Annotated in this window: 15 protein-coding genes; 11 read left to right on the top strand and 4 right to left on the bottom strand. The window is 64.3% G+C overall.

From position 1 onward, the window contains the following. Positions 1-610: 610 nt before the first annotated feature. From LK434_RS04475 to LK434_RS04460, 4 genes are all read right to left on the bottom strand, one after another. Positions 611-1,093, bottom strand: a complete 483-nt coding sequence (locus tag LK434_RS04475; RefSeq protein ID WP_040360562.1) for a hypothetical protein — start codon at positions 1,091-1,093, stop codon at positions 611-613. A 98-nt stretch (positions 1,094-1,191) separates the two neighbouring features. Continuing rightward, positions 1,192-1,464, bottom strand: coding sequence for a metal-sensing transcriptional repressor (locus tag LK434_RS04470; protein WP_006720477.1), 273 nt, complete (start codon positions 1,462-1,464; stop codon positions 1,192-1,194). A gap of 6 nt (positions 1,465-1,470) precedes the next feature. After that, positions 1,471-1,692 carry a heavy-metal-associated domain-containing protein gene (locus LK434_RS04465; protein ID WP_006720478.1) on the bottom strand — a complete coding sequence of 74 codons (222 nt, stop codon included), beginning with the start codon at positions 1,690-1,692 and terminating at the stop codon, positions 1,471-1,473. Positions 1,693-2,376: 684 nt separating this feature from the next. After that, the gene (locus LK434_RS04460) at positions 2,377-4,695 is read right to left on the bottom strand and encodes a heavy metal translocating P-type ATPase (RefSeq protein WP_040360563.1); all 2,319 of its coding nucleotides are present in this window, start codon (positions 4,693-4,695) and stop codon (positions 2,377-2,379) included. A gap of 401 nt (positions 4,696-5,096) precedes the next feature. Between LK434_RS04460 and LK434_RS04455 the strand changes: the two genes are divergently transcribed. From LK434_RS04455 to LK434_RS04405, 11 genes are all read left to right on the top strand, one after another. Continuing rightward, on the top strand, positions 5,097-5,354 hold the full coding sequence (locus LK434_RS04455) for a hypothetical protein (RefSeq protein WP_006720482.1): 258 nt from the start codon (positions 5,097-5,099) through the stop codon (positions 5,352-5,354). 369 nt (positions 5,355-5,723) lie between these two features. Next, complete coding sequence (locus tag LK434_RS04450) at positions 5,724-7,853, top strand: DEAD/DEAH box helicase (RefSeq protein WP_227917865.1); 2,130 nt, start codon at positions 5,724-5,726, stop codon at positions 7,851-7,853. Positions 7,854-8,232: 379 nt separating this feature from the next. Next, complete coding sequence (locus LK434_RS04445; RefSeq protein WP_006720485.1) at positions 8,233-8,919, top strand: hypothetical protein; 687 nt, start codon at positions 8,233-8,235, stop codon at positions 8,917-8,919. Between the two features lie 176 nt (positions 8,920-9,095). Beyond that, positions 9,096-9,962 (top strand): DegV family protein, encoded by an 867-nt coding sequence (locus tag LK434_RS04440; RefSeq protein ID WP_040360564.1) that lies wholly within the window; start codon positions 9,096-9,098, stop codon positions 9,960-9,962. 96 nt (positions 9,963-10,058) lie between these two features. Beyond that, positions 10,059-10,916 (top strand): DegV family protein, encoded by an 858-nt coding sequence (locus LK434_RS04435; RefSeq protein ID WP_006720487.1) that lies wholly within the window; start codon positions 10,059-10,061, stop codon positions 10,914-10,916. Positions 10,917-11,041: 125 nt separating this feature from the next. Further along, entirely contained in the window at positions 11,042-12,733 is a 1,692-nt protein-coding gene (gene pgi / locus LK434_RS04430) for a glucose-6-phosphate isomerase (protein ID WP_006720488.1), read from the top strand. A gap of 224 nt (positions 12,734-12,957) precedes the next feature. Further along, positions 12,958-13,992, top strand: a complete 1,035-nt coding sequence (locus LK434_RS04425) for an SIS domain-containing protein (protein ID WP_006720490.1) — start codon at positions 12,958-12,960, stop codon at positions 13,990-13,992. A gap of 21 nt (positions 13,993-14,013) precedes the next feature. Next, positions 14,014-14,433, top strand: coding sequence for a PTS sugar transporter subunit IIA (locus tag LK434_RS04420; RefSeq protein WP_006720491.1), 420 nt, complete (start codon positions 14,014-14,016; stop codon positions 14,431-14,433). A gap of 17 nt (positions 14,434-14,450) precedes the next feature. Then, positions 14,451-14,921 carry a PTS sugar transporter subunit IIB gene (locus LK434_RS04415; RefSeq protein ID WP_006720492.1) on the top strand — a complete coding sequence of 157 codons (471 nt, stop codon included), beginning with the start codon at positions 14,451-14,453 and terminating at the stop codon, positions 14,919-14,921. Positions 14,922-15,027: 106 nt separating this feature from the next. Then, a complete protein-coding gene (locus LK434_RS04410) occupies positions 15,028-15,810 on the top strand; it encodes a PTS mannose/fructose/sorbose/N-acetylgalactosamine transporter subunit IIC (protein ID WP_006720493.1) in 783 nt (260 codons plus the stop codon). After that, positions 15,794-16,645, top strand: coding sequence for a PTS system mannose/fructose/sorbose family transporter subunit IID (locus LK434_RS04405; protein ID WP_148334502.1), 852 nt, complete (start codon positions 15,794-15,796; stop codon positions 16,643-16,645). The genes LK434_RS04410 and LK434_RS04405 overlap by 17 nt, the downstream gene beginning before the upstream one ends. The last annotated feature ends 148 nt before the right edge of the window (positions 16,646-16,793 follow it).

Here is a 16,793-nt window from a genome sequence, read left to right as displayed (position 1 = left end):
CCCCTGGCATACCCGCCGCAGGCTCTGACATGCCGGTTGCATTCCCCCTGGAACGCCAGACGCATTGCCGTGATAGGCTGGCTACATTGCCCGGATATGCGAAAACCACCTTTTGAAATGTACCGGATGGTTTCAAAAGGTGGTTTTCGCACAGAAATGGCCTTGGTAATGTGCTTTATCAATGGTTTGAAACGAACGGGGTGTTTTCAAACGGCCGTTTTCGCACATCGCGCAAGCGCCTTGTTGGTGCGCAGGCGTCTTGTTGGCGTGTCGGTTTCTTGTTGGTGCGCAGGCGTCTTGCGGTTTGCGGGGCAAGAAGAGCGACCCAAGACGAATGGTGTTGGGTTTAGGACGCGAACTCATGTTGTCGCGGGATCGCTCTGGGGCGCGTGCCGTCGGGGGTCGCTCTGGGGCGCGTGTCGTCGCATATCGCTTCCAGATGAGCCGTGTCGCCGAACGCGGTTGCGTGCATCAGCGCCGGGGCTCGAACGCGAATATGCAGCGCAACAGCTTGGGACCGCGACGCATGACGATGCGCCGCGGTCCCAGGACACCAGGACATGTCATTGGTCGGCGATCAGAACGCGCGCCGTTAGGGCTTGATCTCTAGTTAGGACTTAGTCTCTATCTTGGTGCGGCACTTGGGGCACGTCACGCGAATCTTGCCCTTGCCCTTGGGAACGGACATGATCTGCCCGCAGTTGGGGCACTTGAGGAAGTGCGAGGTCTTGCGCTCCTTCCACATCTTCTTTGCGGTGCGCTTGGCTCGGTCGAGGTCGGCCTGCGACGGGCCGCGTTTGGCTCCGGACGCACTCGCCGCGCTATCGCCTGCGCCGCCACCCATGCGAGCAACAAGGTCGCGCAGACCCGGGACCTTGTTGGCGAACGAGCGGAACGCCTCGTTTTCCTTACGCCGCGCCGCGCCGTTCTTCGAGAATGCGCGCGCAAGCGCGAGCAGGATGACCGCGAGCGCCAGCCACGTGAGCGGGTCCAGATTGGCGATGGTGCCGATGAGCGCGAGCACCACGCCGGTCCCGCCCATGATCATGGCGAGCTCGTCGACGCCGTACCGGTCTTTCATGAAGTCGTTCACGAGGTTCCTCCCAAGTTAACGCCGTGCCCTGCGCGCGGCTGAGACTCTCATCCCGTTACGGTACCCCAACTCACGACAAACTGACACAGATCGAACAGTTATTTCGCAAGCTTTTCGATGACCGCCTCGATCTCGGCGAGCTTCTCCGTCTTTTCCGCGTCGGTTCCGCTCTCAACGGCTTGCTGCACGCAGCCGCCGATGTGCGCCTTGAGCACGTCGGCGTTCACGCGGCCGATAAGCGACTGGGTCGCCATGAGTTGCGTGGAGATGTCGATGCAGTAGCGGTCGTCCTCGACCATCTTGATGATGCCGTCGATCTGTCCCCGCGCGGTTTTGAGCAGGCGCAGCGTGCGCTCGCGGTTTGCCATCATGTGAGCCTACGCCTCCTCGACGGACAGCGCGCGGAACTTCTCCCCCGCGCTCTGGACGGCGGCGGAGAGCTGCTCGGGTACGACCTCGTCGGAGCACGTGACGGTGACGGTCTGCGTCTCGTGATTGGCCTCGGCGTCAGTGACGCCTGCCACGTTGAGCAGGGCGGTCTCAACGGACGCATCGCAGTGGCCGCACATGAGGCCTTCGGTTTTGATGATGTAGTTCATGATGGTTCCTTTCTGTGCCTTGTCTATGTTTGAGAGGCGTCGGTGCCGCTCTTGGTACCCGATTCATATGTGACGCTGGACGGAGGGGTGGCCGTGTTCGTCTTGGTGGGGCGCGTGAGATCGTTGCGGTGGAGGGCTCGAGGGTATCGCGATGGGGAATGCGCCGCCATCGAGAGAGACGCCTGCGGGCTTGCTTCGAGACGAGCTTGGGGCCGTCGTGGCGATTGCCTCGATGCTGCGGCGATGGCCCCGGTCGTCGTGGAGGGGCGTTTTCGCCTTCGCGAGGAGTTGGCGTTCGTCATGTTTGAGGACTTGCGGTCGTTATGACCGCGGAATTGGTAGTCGTCATGAAGGGGCTTCGTCGTCGTGGAGGGGATGGCCGATTCGGAGGGCCGACTTACTGTTTTCGAGGGCCAGTTCGCCGTTGCGGAAGGCCGACTTGCCGCTGCGGAGGGGTGGTCTGAGGCCGGAGTGCCACAAATCGGGCGATAATGTAACGAAAAATGAGACGGGTCGAGTATATGGCATATTTCGCTCCGTGTTTCCTGCGGGTATTCCAAGAATTGCGTGCCTCTATTCGGGGTGTTTCAAAATTCGTTACATTATCGCCCGATTTGCGGCGTCCGGTCACATGCTTTGCCGTTACAGACGTCTGCGCCTCGGTCTTTGGGGTCGATTCGCCCATCAGCTTTTGGGCTTGAACCCTCGCAGTCGCAGGGCGTTGCTCACCACGCAGAGGCTCGAGAGGCTCATAGCCGCCGCGCCGAACATGGGGGAGAGCTGCCACCCCAACAGCGGGTAAAACACGCCCGCCGCCAGCGGAATCCCGAGAGAATTATAGAAAAGCGCCCAAAAGAGGTCTTGCTTGATGTTGCGGATGACGGCGCGGGAGAGCTCGATGGCGCGCGCGACGTCCAGGGGATCGCTTTTCATGAGCACGACGTCGGCGCCCTCCTTGGCGACATCGGCGCCCGCACCGATCGCCAGACCGACGTCAGCGCGGGCGAGGGCGGGGGAGTCGTTGATGCCGTCGCCCACCATGGCGACCCGGTGGCCGGCATCTTGCAGCTCACGAACCACGCGCTCCTTGTCGGCGGGGAGCACGTCGGCGATGACCTGCCCCACGCCCACGAGCCGTGCGATGGCGTGCGCCGTAAGCTCGTTGTCGCCCGTGAGCATGACGGTGCGCACGCCGAGCGCGTCGAGTGCGGCGACGGCCTCCCTGCCGGTGGGCTTGAGCTCATCGGCAACGGCGATCGTGCCCATGAGCGCGCCGTTCTTGGCAAAGAAGAGCGGCGTCTTGCCGTCGCGGGCAAAGGCCTCGAGCTGCGCGCGGTCGACCTCGATGCCCAGGTCAGCCATGAGGGCGGCGTTGCCCGCGGCGATGCGGTTGGCGCCCTCGTGCGCCGTCACGCCGCGCCCGGGAATCGCCTGGAACGCCTCCACGGTGCGGGCCACGATGCCGCGCTGTTCGGCGTGCGCCATGATCGCCTCGGCGAGGGGGTGCTCGCTGTTGCGCTCGAGCGCCGCGGCGAGCTTGAGGAGCCCCTTCTCGCTGATAGCAGCCTCGCCGTCGGCGCGGCGTGCGGGCAGGATGTCGGTGACGACGGGCTTGCCCTGGGTGATGGTGCCGGTTTTGTCGAGCACCACGGTGTCCACGTCTCGCAGGGCCTCGAGCGCCTCGGCGCTCTTGAACAGGACGCCCATCTCGGCACCGCGCCCGGTGCCCACCATGATGGCGACGGGGGTGGCCAGGCCCAGCGCGCACGGGCAGCTGATGACCACGACCGCGACGGCCGCGGTGAGGGCCTCGTTCACATCGCCGCCGGTCGCGACGAGCCACGCCGCAAACGTCACGGCCGCGATGACGAGCACCGCGGGCACAAAAACCGCGGCGACCTTGTCCGCGATGCGCGCGATGGGCGCCTTGGTGGCGTTGGCGTCCTCGACCAGGCGGATGATGCGTGCCAGGTTGGTGTCAGCGCCCACGCGGGTGGCGCGGAAGGTAAACGAGCCGGTGCGGTTGACGGTCGCGGCGCTCACCGTGTCGCCCGGGGCCTTCTCCACGGGGATAGACTCGCCGGTGAGGGCGCTCTCGTCGATGGAGGAGGCTCCCTCGAGCACCACGCCGTCCACGGGGACGGTCTCGCCCGGGCGCACCAGAATGACCTGGCCGGGCTGGATGTCGTCGGCGTTGAGGGCGCTCTCGGTGCCGTCGGCGTTGACGATCGTCGCCGTCTTGGGGGCGAGATCGATGAGGGCCTCGATCGCTCCACCGGTCTTGGACTTGCTGCGCGTCTCGAGATATTTGCCCACCGTCACGAGGGAGAGGATGGTGCCCGCGCTCTCCAGGTAGAGGTTGTCCATGCCAAGCGCGTGCGCCGCGTGGATGTCGCCCGCCGCGAGCGCCGCGCCGATGCGGTAGATGCCGTAGATGGACCAGGCGACGCTCGCGGTGGCGCCGATGGCGATGAGCGCATCCATGGTGGGGGCGCCGTGGACGAGCGACTTGAACCCGTTTTTGAAGTACGCGTCGTTGACGTAGAGGATGGGTGCGAGCAGGAGCAGCTCGGTGAGCGCGAGGTTCATGATGTTCTCGGGCGCGCCGAAAAACGCCGGCAGCGGCCAGCCGAGCATGTGCCCCATCCCCAGGTAGAAAAGAGGGATGAGAAACGCGATCGAGGTGACGAGGCGCCCCCGCATGGCGCGCGCGGCCTCCTCGAGCTTTTTGGTGGGGGACTCCAGGGCGCGCGCGGCGCGGGTGCTTCCAGCTGCGGTGCCGGGGGAGTCAACGGCGGGGGATGCGGAGTACCCCGCGCGGTCGACGGCGTTGCAGATGTCCTCGTCGGTGAGCGCAGTTTCGTCGTAGGTCACCTGCATGCTGCCGGACAGCAGGTTGACGGAGACGTCGGACACGCCGTCGAGCTTGCAGACGGCCTTCTCGACGTGCGCCTGGCACGCCGCGCAGGTCATTCCGCCCACATCGAATCTCTCTTGAGCCATATGCAGCTCCCTTCGTATCATCTTATGGGCTTAGTATACCCCACCCCCCTGGGGTGTCTAGTGGGTGAGTGAGGCGGCTTTGCCGAAATGGGCTGCGTGGGGTCCTGGGCGGCGCGGACTACGGATGCGGAGCTCCGTGCGCTCCAGGTGAATTATGAGGGTGATTTTTAAGGTGCCCAAAAGGCTCCGGGGTCTCGCTGGGAGGACGCACGCTCGCGGTGCGTGCGCGCGTGGTTCGCTGGCGGGAGGTTCCCCGAGAGTTAACTTTCGGGAAGCTATTTGTTCAAAACGGGCGAGATATCGCTTCGAGAGTTGACTCTCGATTTCGCGTTGCCACCCCCCCCGCTGGGTACAAACCTGAAAAGCCATCGTGGGGTGGCGTTGAGCACAAGGAGGGCACCATGGGGTTCTTTTCAGAGTTTTCGAAGGCCGTCAACGGCGATGAGTCGGGGGCTCGGTATTCGGTCGCCGGACTTGAGGTGAAGTGCCCTCATTGTGGCGGGACGCGCTTTTTAGAAGGTAGTGCGCTGCTTGATTCCCGTGGAATGTCGTTCATGGGATTTGACTGGGCAAGTAAAGGCGCGATGACGCTCACGTGCGCGCATTGCGGACATGTCGACTGGTTTGCCGACGGCGACGCGATTGAAAAATTGTCGTAACACGTGAGGCGCGGCGCGACCGACGGCTTTCTGTTGGTAGAAGGCGCAAGAGGGCCTGCGGACCACGGTTGCAGCGCGTGCGCGACAGGCTGTGGGGTTTTGCTGCGGAACGGAGCGACCAGGGCGGGGTGCGCGGGAGAGCCCCTATACTTGCCTGCGGTGGAATCTGCTCCACGCGTCACGCGAATGCGCCTACGCCCGGGCACGGTGCCCGGGCGATACGGCTTGCCGGTGCGGACGCGCTCCACCGCGCGGAAAACCGGCCCGCGCATCTGTATTGAACCCTCTTGCGCGGACGGGTATATGCGGCATGCGGCTCCTTGTATGGGGCGCTCATGTCCTGCCGCCGCGCGGAAACGGAAATCCCCTTTGTCTTCTCAAAACACCATGAACGATCGCGCCGCACGCGAAAATGAGGTACGAGGCTCCCGTCACGCCGACAAGACTGTGTATGTCGAGTCTGCCGTCGAGCCGTCCGCCGGGTCCGCGGCAGGCGACGGCCCGACCTTTGCCGACCTTGGCCTCTCCGACGAGGTGCTCGCCGCGGTGGCCGACATGGGCTACACCTCGCCCACGCCCGTGCAGGCAGCCTCGATCCCGCACGCCCTCGACGGCGAGGACGTGCTCGCCGCCGCCCAGACCGGCACCGGCAAGACCGCGGCGTTCCTGCTGCCCACCATGAACAACCTGCCGCACGTGCCCCGCGGGCGCGCGCGTGGCCGCGTCGCCGCGCAAGGCCCCCTCATGCTCGTCGTCACGCCCACGCGCGAACTCGCCCAGCAGATCGAGGACGTGTGCCGGGCCATCGCCAAGTGCACCGGCCACACGAGCGTCACCGTGGTGGGCGGCGTGAGCTACAACCCGCAGCGCGACAAGCTCAAGCGCGGCTGCGACATCCTCATCGCCACGCCGGGCCGCCTGCAGGACCTCATCGACCAGGGCGCCTGCTCGCTCGACCAAGTGCAGGTCCTCGTGCTCGACGAGGCCGACCGCATGCTCGACATGGGCTTTTTGCCCGCCGTGCGCCGCATTGTGGGCTACACACGCGACGACCGCCAGACCCTGCTGTTCTCCGCGACCCTGGACGAGCAAGCCGTGGGCTCCATCACCGATCTGGTGCACGACCCCGCCCGCGTGGAGATCGCCCCGGTGACCTCCACCGCCGACACGGTTGAGCAGTACGTGCTCCCTGTTTCGCTTGAGGCCAAGAACGCGCTGCTCGCGAGCGTGCTCAAGCGTGAGGGCGCCTCCCGCGCCATCGTGTTCTGCCGCACCAAGCACCGTGCCGATGCCTGCAGCCGTCGCTTGGCGCGCGCGGGCATCACCTGCGCGGCGATTCATGGCGACCGCAGCCAGGCCCAGCGCGAGCGCGCGCTCAAGGCGTTTCGCGCCGGCGAGTGCGACGTGCTGGTTGCCACCGACGTGCTGGCGCGCGGCATCGACATTTCCGACGTGCGCTACGTGGTTAACTTCGACGTGCCGGAGGACCCGGTCGACTACATCCACCGCATCGGCCGCACGGGCCGCGCCGGCGAGCTCGGTTGGTCCCTGACCTTCGTGACCCCCGATGACGTGGCCGAGTTCTACGACATCGAGGCGCTCATGGGCAAGACCGCGGACCTGTTCGACGCCGAGGGGCTCGAGGTGGGTTCGAATGCCCCGCAGGTCGATCCCGATCGCGTCCCCGCCAAGGCTCCCGCGGGCAGGAAGGAGAAGAAGCGCCGTCGCAAGACGAAGAACAAGGCAAAGGGCGGCGCATCGCGTGGTGAAGGCGGCTCGGCGCGTGGCGACGGCGGATCGTCGCGAGCGAAGGGCGGCGCATCGCGCGCCGAGGGCTCGAGTGGAGTGTCAGCGGCGAATTCCACCGGCTCGCGAGCGAATGGCCCCTCCGGTCGTTTTGGCGCAGCGGATGGGCGCGTTGCCGACGGCGGCGCGTCCAAGCCCTCGCGCCGGAAGCGCGGCGGCAAGACGCGCGTGCGTGCCGAGGAGGGCGGCGAGGTCGAGCTGCTGAGCGCTCGCGAGGTGAAGCGCATGGAAGCGAATCCCGAGCTCAAGGGCGCCAAGCGCTCCGGCGGTTCGCGCTCCGCGGGCAAGGCGGGGCTGGCGAACGGGCGTCGGCGTGATGAGGGCTCCGACGGTTCGCGTCGCTCTGACCGCTCCGGCCGCGAGGGCGCTTCCCGCCCTGGCCGCGCGGAAGGGTCCCGCTCCGGCCGCGAGGGCGTTTTCCGCTCTGGTCGCTCCAGCCGCCCCGGTCGTGACGGCGGCGCTCGTCCTGCAGAGCGCGGCGGCCGTCACGACGACGTTCGCGGAAGCTCGTCGCGCGGCGGGCGCGATGCGTGGCGCAATTACGACGAGCCCTCCGATCGCCGTTCGCGCGGAGGGCGCTCCGGTCGCGGCGGTGCCGGCCCTCGCGCGGGCAGGGACGATCGCCAGGCCCCGCGCGGCGGCAACCCCTCCCGTTCCACGCGCCGTCCCGGCGACCGCGGCGGGCGCAGGTAGTCGCTTGAGGCCGTAGCGGGGCTCGGAACATAGGAGAGTGTCTCACGTATCATGTGGGATATGCGTCGCGCTCGGCATTGCGTGCCGAGCCGTGACGAAGGGGCGTCGAAAGGCGCCCTTTTGCATCATTTCACCTGGTCTTCACAATTGAGTTGTGGAGTTTTTGCCGTCCTGCGCCTGCTTCGTCGCGATGCGCGACGAGCCTTCATTGCGCTGTCCAGCGCATACGCGCCGCCTGTTCGATATGTGCGAGCCACGCGTCAGGTTATGCCGGACGGTCGCGCGGTCCACTTGATATCAGTTCTCTCTCGCCGGCGCTTTGCGCCTGCGCGTGCCGTAGGTTGGAGTTACGGCATATCCGCGAGGCGAGGAGGACGCTATGGATGAGATGACCGAGGTGGGGCATGACATCGACCGCATGTGCGCGTATTGGATCGCGCGCAAGCTGGACTGGCGGAGCAAGGCGAGCGAGGAGTTCGAGCGCCTTGTGTGCCCACAGGCGTTTTTCGAGTTGAATCCAGGGCGTGCGCGCCTCGATGCAGTGAACCTGTGCTTTACCGAATGGGTGCTGTTCGAACGTCCTTTGCGCCAGGGCCGCACGCCGCTTCAGCTGTATGTGGATCATGCCCCCGACGGGGTGGATACCGCCACGGTAGCGCGGTTGAGGCAGGTCGAGCAGACGCAGTTTTTCTCACGCTTCGCCATTCTCTCCAAGGATGGAGAAAGCGGTATGGCGCGTCTGCGCGATGTGAGAACGGGCCGGGTTTACGAGGTGCTCGATCCGCACCTCTGCGCAAATGGGCGCTGGCGCGACGGCACGATTGCGGAGCGCCTGGCGTGCGTTGAGGGGGTGTGGCAGGTGGTGGGGCGCGCTCGCCTCTACGACCGCGCCACTCCCGAGCAGACGGCGCATGACGGCCCCGGTGAGGCGCATCCCGAGGATCGCGGCGACCCTTACGTGCGCGACGCGAGTTATTTCGTGCGCCTGTTGCGAGACGTGATGGGCCTCGGGGGCCGATATGCACCTAGCCTCGCGGCCTATGTCGAGGGCCGGCGCGTGGGATGAGAGGGTCGGCGCGTGGGATGAGCGGGCCGGCGCCATGAATTGTGTAGCGGCGGGGCGGTTTATGTGACGTGCCTGTGAGTTCGGGCGGCGCACCGGCCAGATTGCCCCCGCTTTATGAAACACATGATACGGTTCTGTGGTTTTACTACGCCAGCGTGCTCGTTTGGAGTGAGTTCATGCCCGTCCGCATCATCACCGACTCCGGTTCCGAATACCGCCCGACCGACCATCCCGCCCTGCAGGTGCTGCCCCTCACGGTGGCCTTTGGAGGCGAGACTTTCCGCGAGGGGGAGGACCTTTCGCGCGAGCGGTTCTACGAGCTGCTGACGGAGCGCCCGGAGCACCCCACCACCGGCCAGGTGACGCCGTTCGTGTTCGGCGAGGCCATCGCGCGGGCGCTCGAGGCGGGCGACGATGTGGTCGTCATCGCCATGTCGAGCGTTCTCTCGGGAACCTACCAGAGCGCGTGCATCGCCGCCGAGGGCCTGCGCGGTAAGTTCTCGGGCACGGTGCGCGTGGTCGACAGCCTGAACATGACACTGGGTGAGCGCATCGTGGTCGAGTACGCCCTGCGCCTGCTTGATGCCGGCGCCACCGCCGACGAGATCGCCGACGCCCTCGAGGCGAACGTGGGCCGCGTGCACATCTTCGGCCTCATCGACACGCTCGAGTACCTCAGGCGCGGTGGGCGCATCTCCGCGGCGGCGGGCGCCGTGGGCGAGCTGCTCTCCATCAAGCCGGTCATCACGGTGACGGACGGCGCGGTCGAGATCCTGAGCAAGGCGCGCGGCGCCAAGGGCGGGCGCACCCTGCTGCATCGCGAGATCTCCCGCGTGGGCGGCATCGATTTCGACATGCCCGGCGTGCTCGGCTACTCCGGTTCGTCCGACAAGCTGCTACGCAGGTACCTCGACGACTACCGCGACCTGTGGGAGGGCACGATCGCCGAGGACGACCTCCCCATCTCGCAGGTGGGCGCCGCCATCGGCTGCCACGTGGGCCCGGGCGGCATCGCGGTCGCGTTTTTTGGGAAGGTGTCGTAACGGGATTGTTTCGGGCTTGTGATGACCTGATGGTGAGCAGAGATAGCGATACACTTACTATGAAAGTGTTCATTATCTGCCCTGAAAGGGGAGGCCATGACCGTCCGCATCATCACCGACTCCGGCTCCGATTGCCTGCAGGGGGACCATCCCCAGCTTGACGTGCTCCCGCTGTCCGTGGGCTTTGGGACCACGATCTACCAGGCCGATGTCGATCTGTCGCGCGAGCGCTTCTACGAGCTGCTGGTCGAGGGCGACGAGTTTCCCACCACCGGCCAGGTGAATCCCTATGCGTTCTCCCGGGCCATCGCGCGTGCGCAGGAGGCGGGTGAGGACGTGGTGGTCATCACGTTGTCCAGCAAGCTGTCCGGCACGCATCAGAGCGCGTGCACGGCGGCGGCCGAGGCGGGCGGCGCGACCGAGGTGCACGTGGTCGACACCAAGAGCGTGACTGTGGGCGAGCACATCCTGGTCGATTACGCCCTGCGCCTGGTCGACGGGGGGAGGACCGCCGCCGAGGTCGCCGCGGCGGTCGAGGCCGCGGTCGATCGCGTGTGCGTGGTCGGCCTGCTCGACACGCTCGAGTACCTCAAGCGCGGCGGCCGCATCTCCGCGGCGGCGGGGACCGTGGGCGAGCTGCTCTCCATCAAGCCGGCCATCACCATCGACGACGGCGAGGTCGCGGTGCTGGGCAAGGCCCGCGGCTCCAAAAATGGCCGCAACCTGCTCCGCCAGCAGGTGGAGAACGCCGGCGGCATCGATTTCTCCATGCCCGTCATGCTCGGCTACTCGGGCCTGTCCGACAAATTGCTGCGTAAGTACGTGGAGGACAGCCGCTCCGTGTGGGAGGGCAACATCGCCGAGGACGACATCCCCACGCTCATGGTGGGCGCGACCATCGGCACGCATGTGGGCCCGGGCGCGGTTGCGGTGGCCTTTTTCAAGCTCCCGTAGTGGAACGAGGCGGGCGGGGGCGTGATCCTCTCTCGCCGCGTGCCGTTTCCGCCGCGTGCCGATCGTTGGCCCGTCGGGTGCTAAAATGGATGCATTCGTGCATGCAACCACTAAGGAGGACGCACATGGCAGTCTCTGCCCCCGTTGACGCAACCAAGACCCTCGCGTGGGAGGCCCTCAAGGCCCACTACGACGCATTGCAGGCTGAGGGCATCAGCTTGAAGGACTGGTTCGCCGCCGATCCCGACCGCGTGTCCAAGCTCACCTTCCAGGCGGGCGACCTGCACTTCGACCTCTCCAAGAACCTCATCACCGATGAGACGGTCAAGCTCCTCGCCGACCTCGGCCGCGCCTGCGGCGTCGAGGAGCGCCGCGCGGCCATGTTCGCGGGCGAGCACATCAACACCACCGAGGACCGCGCCGTGCTGCACACCGCCCTGCGCCGCCCTGCCGAGCAGAAGGGCCAGCTCATCGTCGACGGCCAGGACGTCGTCGCCGACGTGCACGAGGTCCTCGACCGCATGTACGCCTTTGCCGAGCGCGTGCGCTCCGGCGAGTGGCGCGGCGTGACCGGCAAGAAGATCGAGCACCTGGTGTCCATCGGCATCGGCGGCTCCGACCTGGGCCCCGTCATGGCCTATGAGGCCCTGCGCCCCTACGCCGACGCGGGCATCGACTGCCGCTACATCTCCAACATCGACCCCAACGACATGGCCGAGAAGGTCAAGGGGCTCGACCCCGAGACCACGCTCGTGATCATTGTCTCCAAGACGTTCACCACCCTCGAGACCCTCACCAACGCCCGCGAGGTCAAGGCCTGGATGCTCGAGCAGCTCAAGGCCGCCGGCGCCATCGACGGCAGCGACGAGCAGAACGCCGAGGCCATCGCTAAGCACTTCGTCGCCGTGTCCACCGCGCTCGATCTGGTCGCGGACTTCGGCATCGACCCCGAGAACGCCTTCGGCTTCTGGAACTGGGTGGGCGGCCGTTACTCCGTCGACTCCGCCGTGGGCCTGTCGCTCATCATCGTGCTCGGCCCCGAGCGCTTCCAGCAGTTCCTCGCCGGCTTCCGCGCCATCGACGAGTACTTTGAGAACACGCCGCTCGAGGAAAACGTCGTCGCGCTCATGGGCCTCATGAACGTGTGGTACGTCAACTTCTTCGGCGCCGACACGCACGCCGTGCTGCCCTACACCCAGTACCTGCATCGTTTCCCGGCGTATCTGCAGCAGCTCACCATGGAGTCCAACGGCAAGCAGGTCCGTTGGGACGGCAGCGCCGTGACCTGCCACACCGGCGAGGTCTTCTGGGGCGAGCCCGGCACGAACGGCCAGCACGCCTTCTACCAGCTCATCCACCAGGGCAACGTGATGGTCCCCGCCGACTTCATCGCGTTCGCCAACACGCACAACCCGGCTCAGGATAACGGCCAGGACGTGCACGAGCTCTTCCTGGGCAATTTCCTCGCCCAGACCAAGGCGCTCGCCTTTGGCAAGACGGCCGAGGAGGTCCGCGCCGAGGGCACGCCCGAGGAGATCGTCCCCGCCCGCGTGTTCACCGGCAACCGCCCGACGACCTCCATCTTCGGTGACACCCTCACGCCGTTCGCCCTCGGCGAGCTCATCGCCCTGTACGAGCACATCACGTTCGTCCAGGGTACCGTGTGGGGCATCGACTCCTACGACCAGTGGGGCGTCGAGCTGGGCAAGCAGCTCGCCAAGCAGATCACGCCTGCCTTCCACGACGACGAGGCCCTGGCCGCCCAGGACGCCTCCACGCGCGCGCTCATCGAGTACTACCGCGCGCATCGCCAGTAAGCTTGCAGCTCACGCAACGTGCTTGAAGGGCGGCGCCACCTACTGCGGTGGCGCCGCCCTTTGTTTTGGAGACAGATTATACGTCGATGTTATAAGACCATATATAACGTTCGCAGACGAATAGCGACCGTTCACCGGAGGATATGATGTTATATGACGTTCTGTATCAATTCCTGCTATAGTGCATATCGTCATATAACGTCTGTTTCAAAGGGAGAAACACTATGGCAGAACTCGAGACCATCCAGCTTTCCAAGTTCGACATCGAGGAGTACCTGCAGGACGGCGATGCCACGGTTGCGGCTTGTGCCGAGGCCAAAGCAGTCGCCGACGAGGTGAACGCCGAGGGGTATGAGAACATCTTCCTGCTCGGTATCGGCGGTACCTACGACGAGCTCGACATGGTGCGCTACTTCATGAACAAGTACTCTGAGGTCGAGGTTCACTTGGTGAACGCTGCCGAGCTCAACGTGCTTGGACACCGTCGTCTCAAGAAGAACTCTCTGGTGGTGACCGCATCCGCGTCCGGTGACACCAAGGAGATCGTCAAGGCGGTCGACAACTTGGTGGCGCAGGGCATCCGCGTCGTTGCCTTCACCCGCAAGGAGACCCCGCTCGGGCAGCTCGCAACGAAGGTTATCTCCGCTCCCGTCGCAACGGGTCGCTGCGACTTCACCTATCTCTTGTTCGACGCGTTCGCGCTCCGCTTGCTCAACCTGCGCGGAGACTTCGACCGCTACGATGATTTCATGGCGCAGACCAAGAATATTTTCCACGACCTGGTGGACATTCGCATCAAGTTCGAGTCGCGTGCCGAGGAGATCGCCCACAAGTTCGCGCACGAGCCCTACACCATCTTCATCGCTTCGGGCGCTCTTTGGGGCGAGAACGTGCTGTTCTCGATGTGCGTGCTGGAGGAGATGCAGTGGATTCGCACCCGCGCCGTGACCTCCGCCGAGTTCTTCCATGGCACTCTCGAGCTTGTCGAGCCCGGTGTGCCTGTGATCCTTACCAAGGGTGAGGACGAGTGCCGCGAGCTTGACAACCGCGTCGAGAAGTTCTGCCATGAGTACACGGACAAGTTTGCGGTCATCGATACCGCCGAGTTCGCTATCGACGGCCTCGATCCGGAGTTCCGCCCACTGGTCTCGCCGATGATTGCCGCGGCGACCCTTCATGAGCGCCTGTCCAAGCACTACGAGACCGAGACGAAGCACAACCTCGCGTATCGTCGCTACTATCGTCAGTTCTCGTACTAGCGAGTAGGGGAGGTGTCCGGCATGCGGCATTTCATCCTCGCCACCCACGGGCGTTTTGCCGCGGGCATACGCGAGAGCCTCGAGCTGGTCTTCGGCGCCCAAGAGGGCATCCATACGGTATGCGCTTTTGTCGATGGGGCAAACGACATCCATGCGCTGGTCCAAGATGCCCTGAATCGCGAGCCCGCTGACGTTGATATCGTGGTGTGTACCGACATCTTTGGTGGTAGCGTGAACAACGAGTTTCTCAATGCGCTTCCCACCCATCCGCGTGTCCACCTTGTCGCCGGCATGAACCTGCCGATGCTCATCGCTCTGTTTCTCTCTCCCGAGCCCGATACCCCAGCGCTGATTCGCTCGGTTATCGCCTCTGACGATATCAAGCCCCGTTATTGCAACGACGAGCTTTGCGCCGCTGCAAATGAGGATGAGGAGTTCTAAACGGAAGGAGGGTCCACATGATCAAACTCGTACGCGTCGATCACCGTTTGCTACATGGTCAGGTCGCGGTCTCTTGGGTCAACGGCATCGGTGCGGACTGCATTCTTGTTGCGAGCGACACCGTCGTGAACGATCCGGTGTGGAAGACCACGCTTAAGCTCGGCAAGCCCGCCGGCTGCAAACTCGTTATGAAGAACATCGCAGATTCCATCTCGGCGATTAACAGCGGCGTGACTGACAAGTACAAGCTCATCGTGGTCGTTCAGACCATAGCCGACGCCAAGCGCTTGGCAGATGGCTGTCCTGCCATCACAAGCATCAATCTCGGAAACACCAAGGAGAGCTCGACCACCAAGCAGGTGAGCCGTCAGATTTTCCTCGAGCCCGATGAGATCGAGATGCTCCGGGAGCTCGACGCGCGTGGTGTCGAATGTGAGATCCGTCCCATGGCGGCGGACTCCAAGACGAACGCGATCACCCTGCTCTGACATCACTCCCGCGACCGGGCGCGCTCGTCTCCCCGTGTCTGGTCGCACCTACTGCATCTCTGTTCTGTCCAACGTATCGAGATTTATTCATAGAGAGGAGAAAGCTATGCTGATGCAGGCATTGCTGGTCGGTCTTGTCGCGGCGTTCGGCACGCTCGACACCGCGCTGGGAACCAGTTACATACAACGCCCCATCGTGCTTGGTCCCTTGGTGGGCCTGGTCCTGGGTGACCTTGAAACGGGTCTTATCATCGGAGCGAACCTTGAGCTCCTGTTCATGGGGGCCATTTCTGTCGGTGCCTATATTCCGCCGGATGTCATTACCGGCGGCGTTCTCGCGACCGCTTTTGCCATCTCCACCGGCTCCGGGCTTGAGGCGGCTTATGCGCTCGCCATGCCCATCGGTCTTGCCGCCCTTGGCATCAAGAACGTCTTCTATGCGATTCTTCCGCTCATTCTCCCCATGGCGGATCGGGGTGCTGAAGAGGGCAATGATGGCAAAATCAAGCTCACGTATGTGCTGCTCGGACTCTTCGGTAAGACCATCTGGACCTTTACTCTGACGTTCTTCGCGTTCTACCTGGGATCCGATGCGGTTACCGCCGCCCTCAACTCCGTACCGTCGTTTGTGTTCGATGGCCTGGGAATCGCCGCCGGCATCCTTCCGGCCATGGGCTTCGCGATGCTCATGCGCATGATCGTCAACAAGAAGCTCATCCCGTTCTTTGTCGCGGGCTTCGCTTTGGCGGCCTACCTCAACCTTTCCGTTCTCGCTGTCGCCATCTTCGCCGTCGTTATCGCTATCGAGAAGCTGGATTTCCTTGATGAGCGCCCGATGGTTGCCGGGGCGGCTGCAGGTGTAGATGGAGGCGATGATGATGACTTCTAAGTTGAACCAGCAGGTAGATGCCTATCAAGGTAACATTACAAAACAGGACCTCACTCGTATGGCGGTGAACCCGGGTGCCCTGGGAATGGAGTACTCCTGGAACTACCCGAAGCAGATGAGCGTCCCGTTCTGCCTCATGCTCAACCCGCTGCTGAAGAAGATCTACAAAGACGACCCGAAGGGGTACGCCGAGGCTCTTCAGCGACACCTCGAGTTCTTCAACATCACCATGTATTTCGCCCCGTTCGTGGGTGGCGTGGTGGCTTCGATGGAGGAGCGCGTGGCGAAAGGCGAGATGGCGCCCGAGGCCATCAACCAGGTGAAGGCCGCTCTCATGGGTCCTCTCTCCGGCATCGGCGACTCGCTCTTCTTGGGGACGCTCCGCGTCATCGCTGCTGCCGTGGGTATCAGCCTCGCGGTCAACGGCAACCCGTTTGGCCCGATCGCGTTTCTGCTCATCTACAACATCCCGACATTCCTCACGCGTGTTATCGGTGCACACAAGGGCTATGAGCTCGGCGTCTCCTTCCTGACGAAGGCGCAGGAGAGCGGGCTTATGGACAAGGTCATTTATGCGGCGGGTATCATCGGCGTCATGGTAATCGGTGCAATGACCGTTACGATGACATCGGTCTCCATTCCGATCGAGTTCGGGCAGGGCGAGAGCGTTCAGACCATCCAGAGCGTTCTCGATGGCATCTTGCCCGGTACGCTCGCCCTTATCGCTTTGGGCCTGTACTACTGGGCGCTCACCAAGAAGGTCAGCCCCATGGTGCTCATCGTCATCACGATGGTCGTCGGCGTGCTCGGCGCCTTCACCGGGGCGCTCGGCTAGCCCTCGGAACTTGCAGCGTTCGGCGCGATCAATATGAACGGAGACGGCGGGGTTCATCGCAGCGATGGCCTCGCCGTCCCTTTGATACGTATGTTTGGATGCAAAGTCATCCTATAATGTATATAACGATTGAGCCGGCACGTCGCTG

This window comes from Collinsella stercoris DSM 13279 (assembly GCF_020735465.1).
Classification (GTDB): Bacteria; Actinomycetota; Coriobacteriia; order Coriobacteriales; family Coriobacteriaceae; genus Collinsella; species Collinsella stercoris.
The sequence above is the reverse complement of the archived record's forward strand: the minus strand, read 5'-3'. Positions and strand labels throughout refer to the sequence as shown.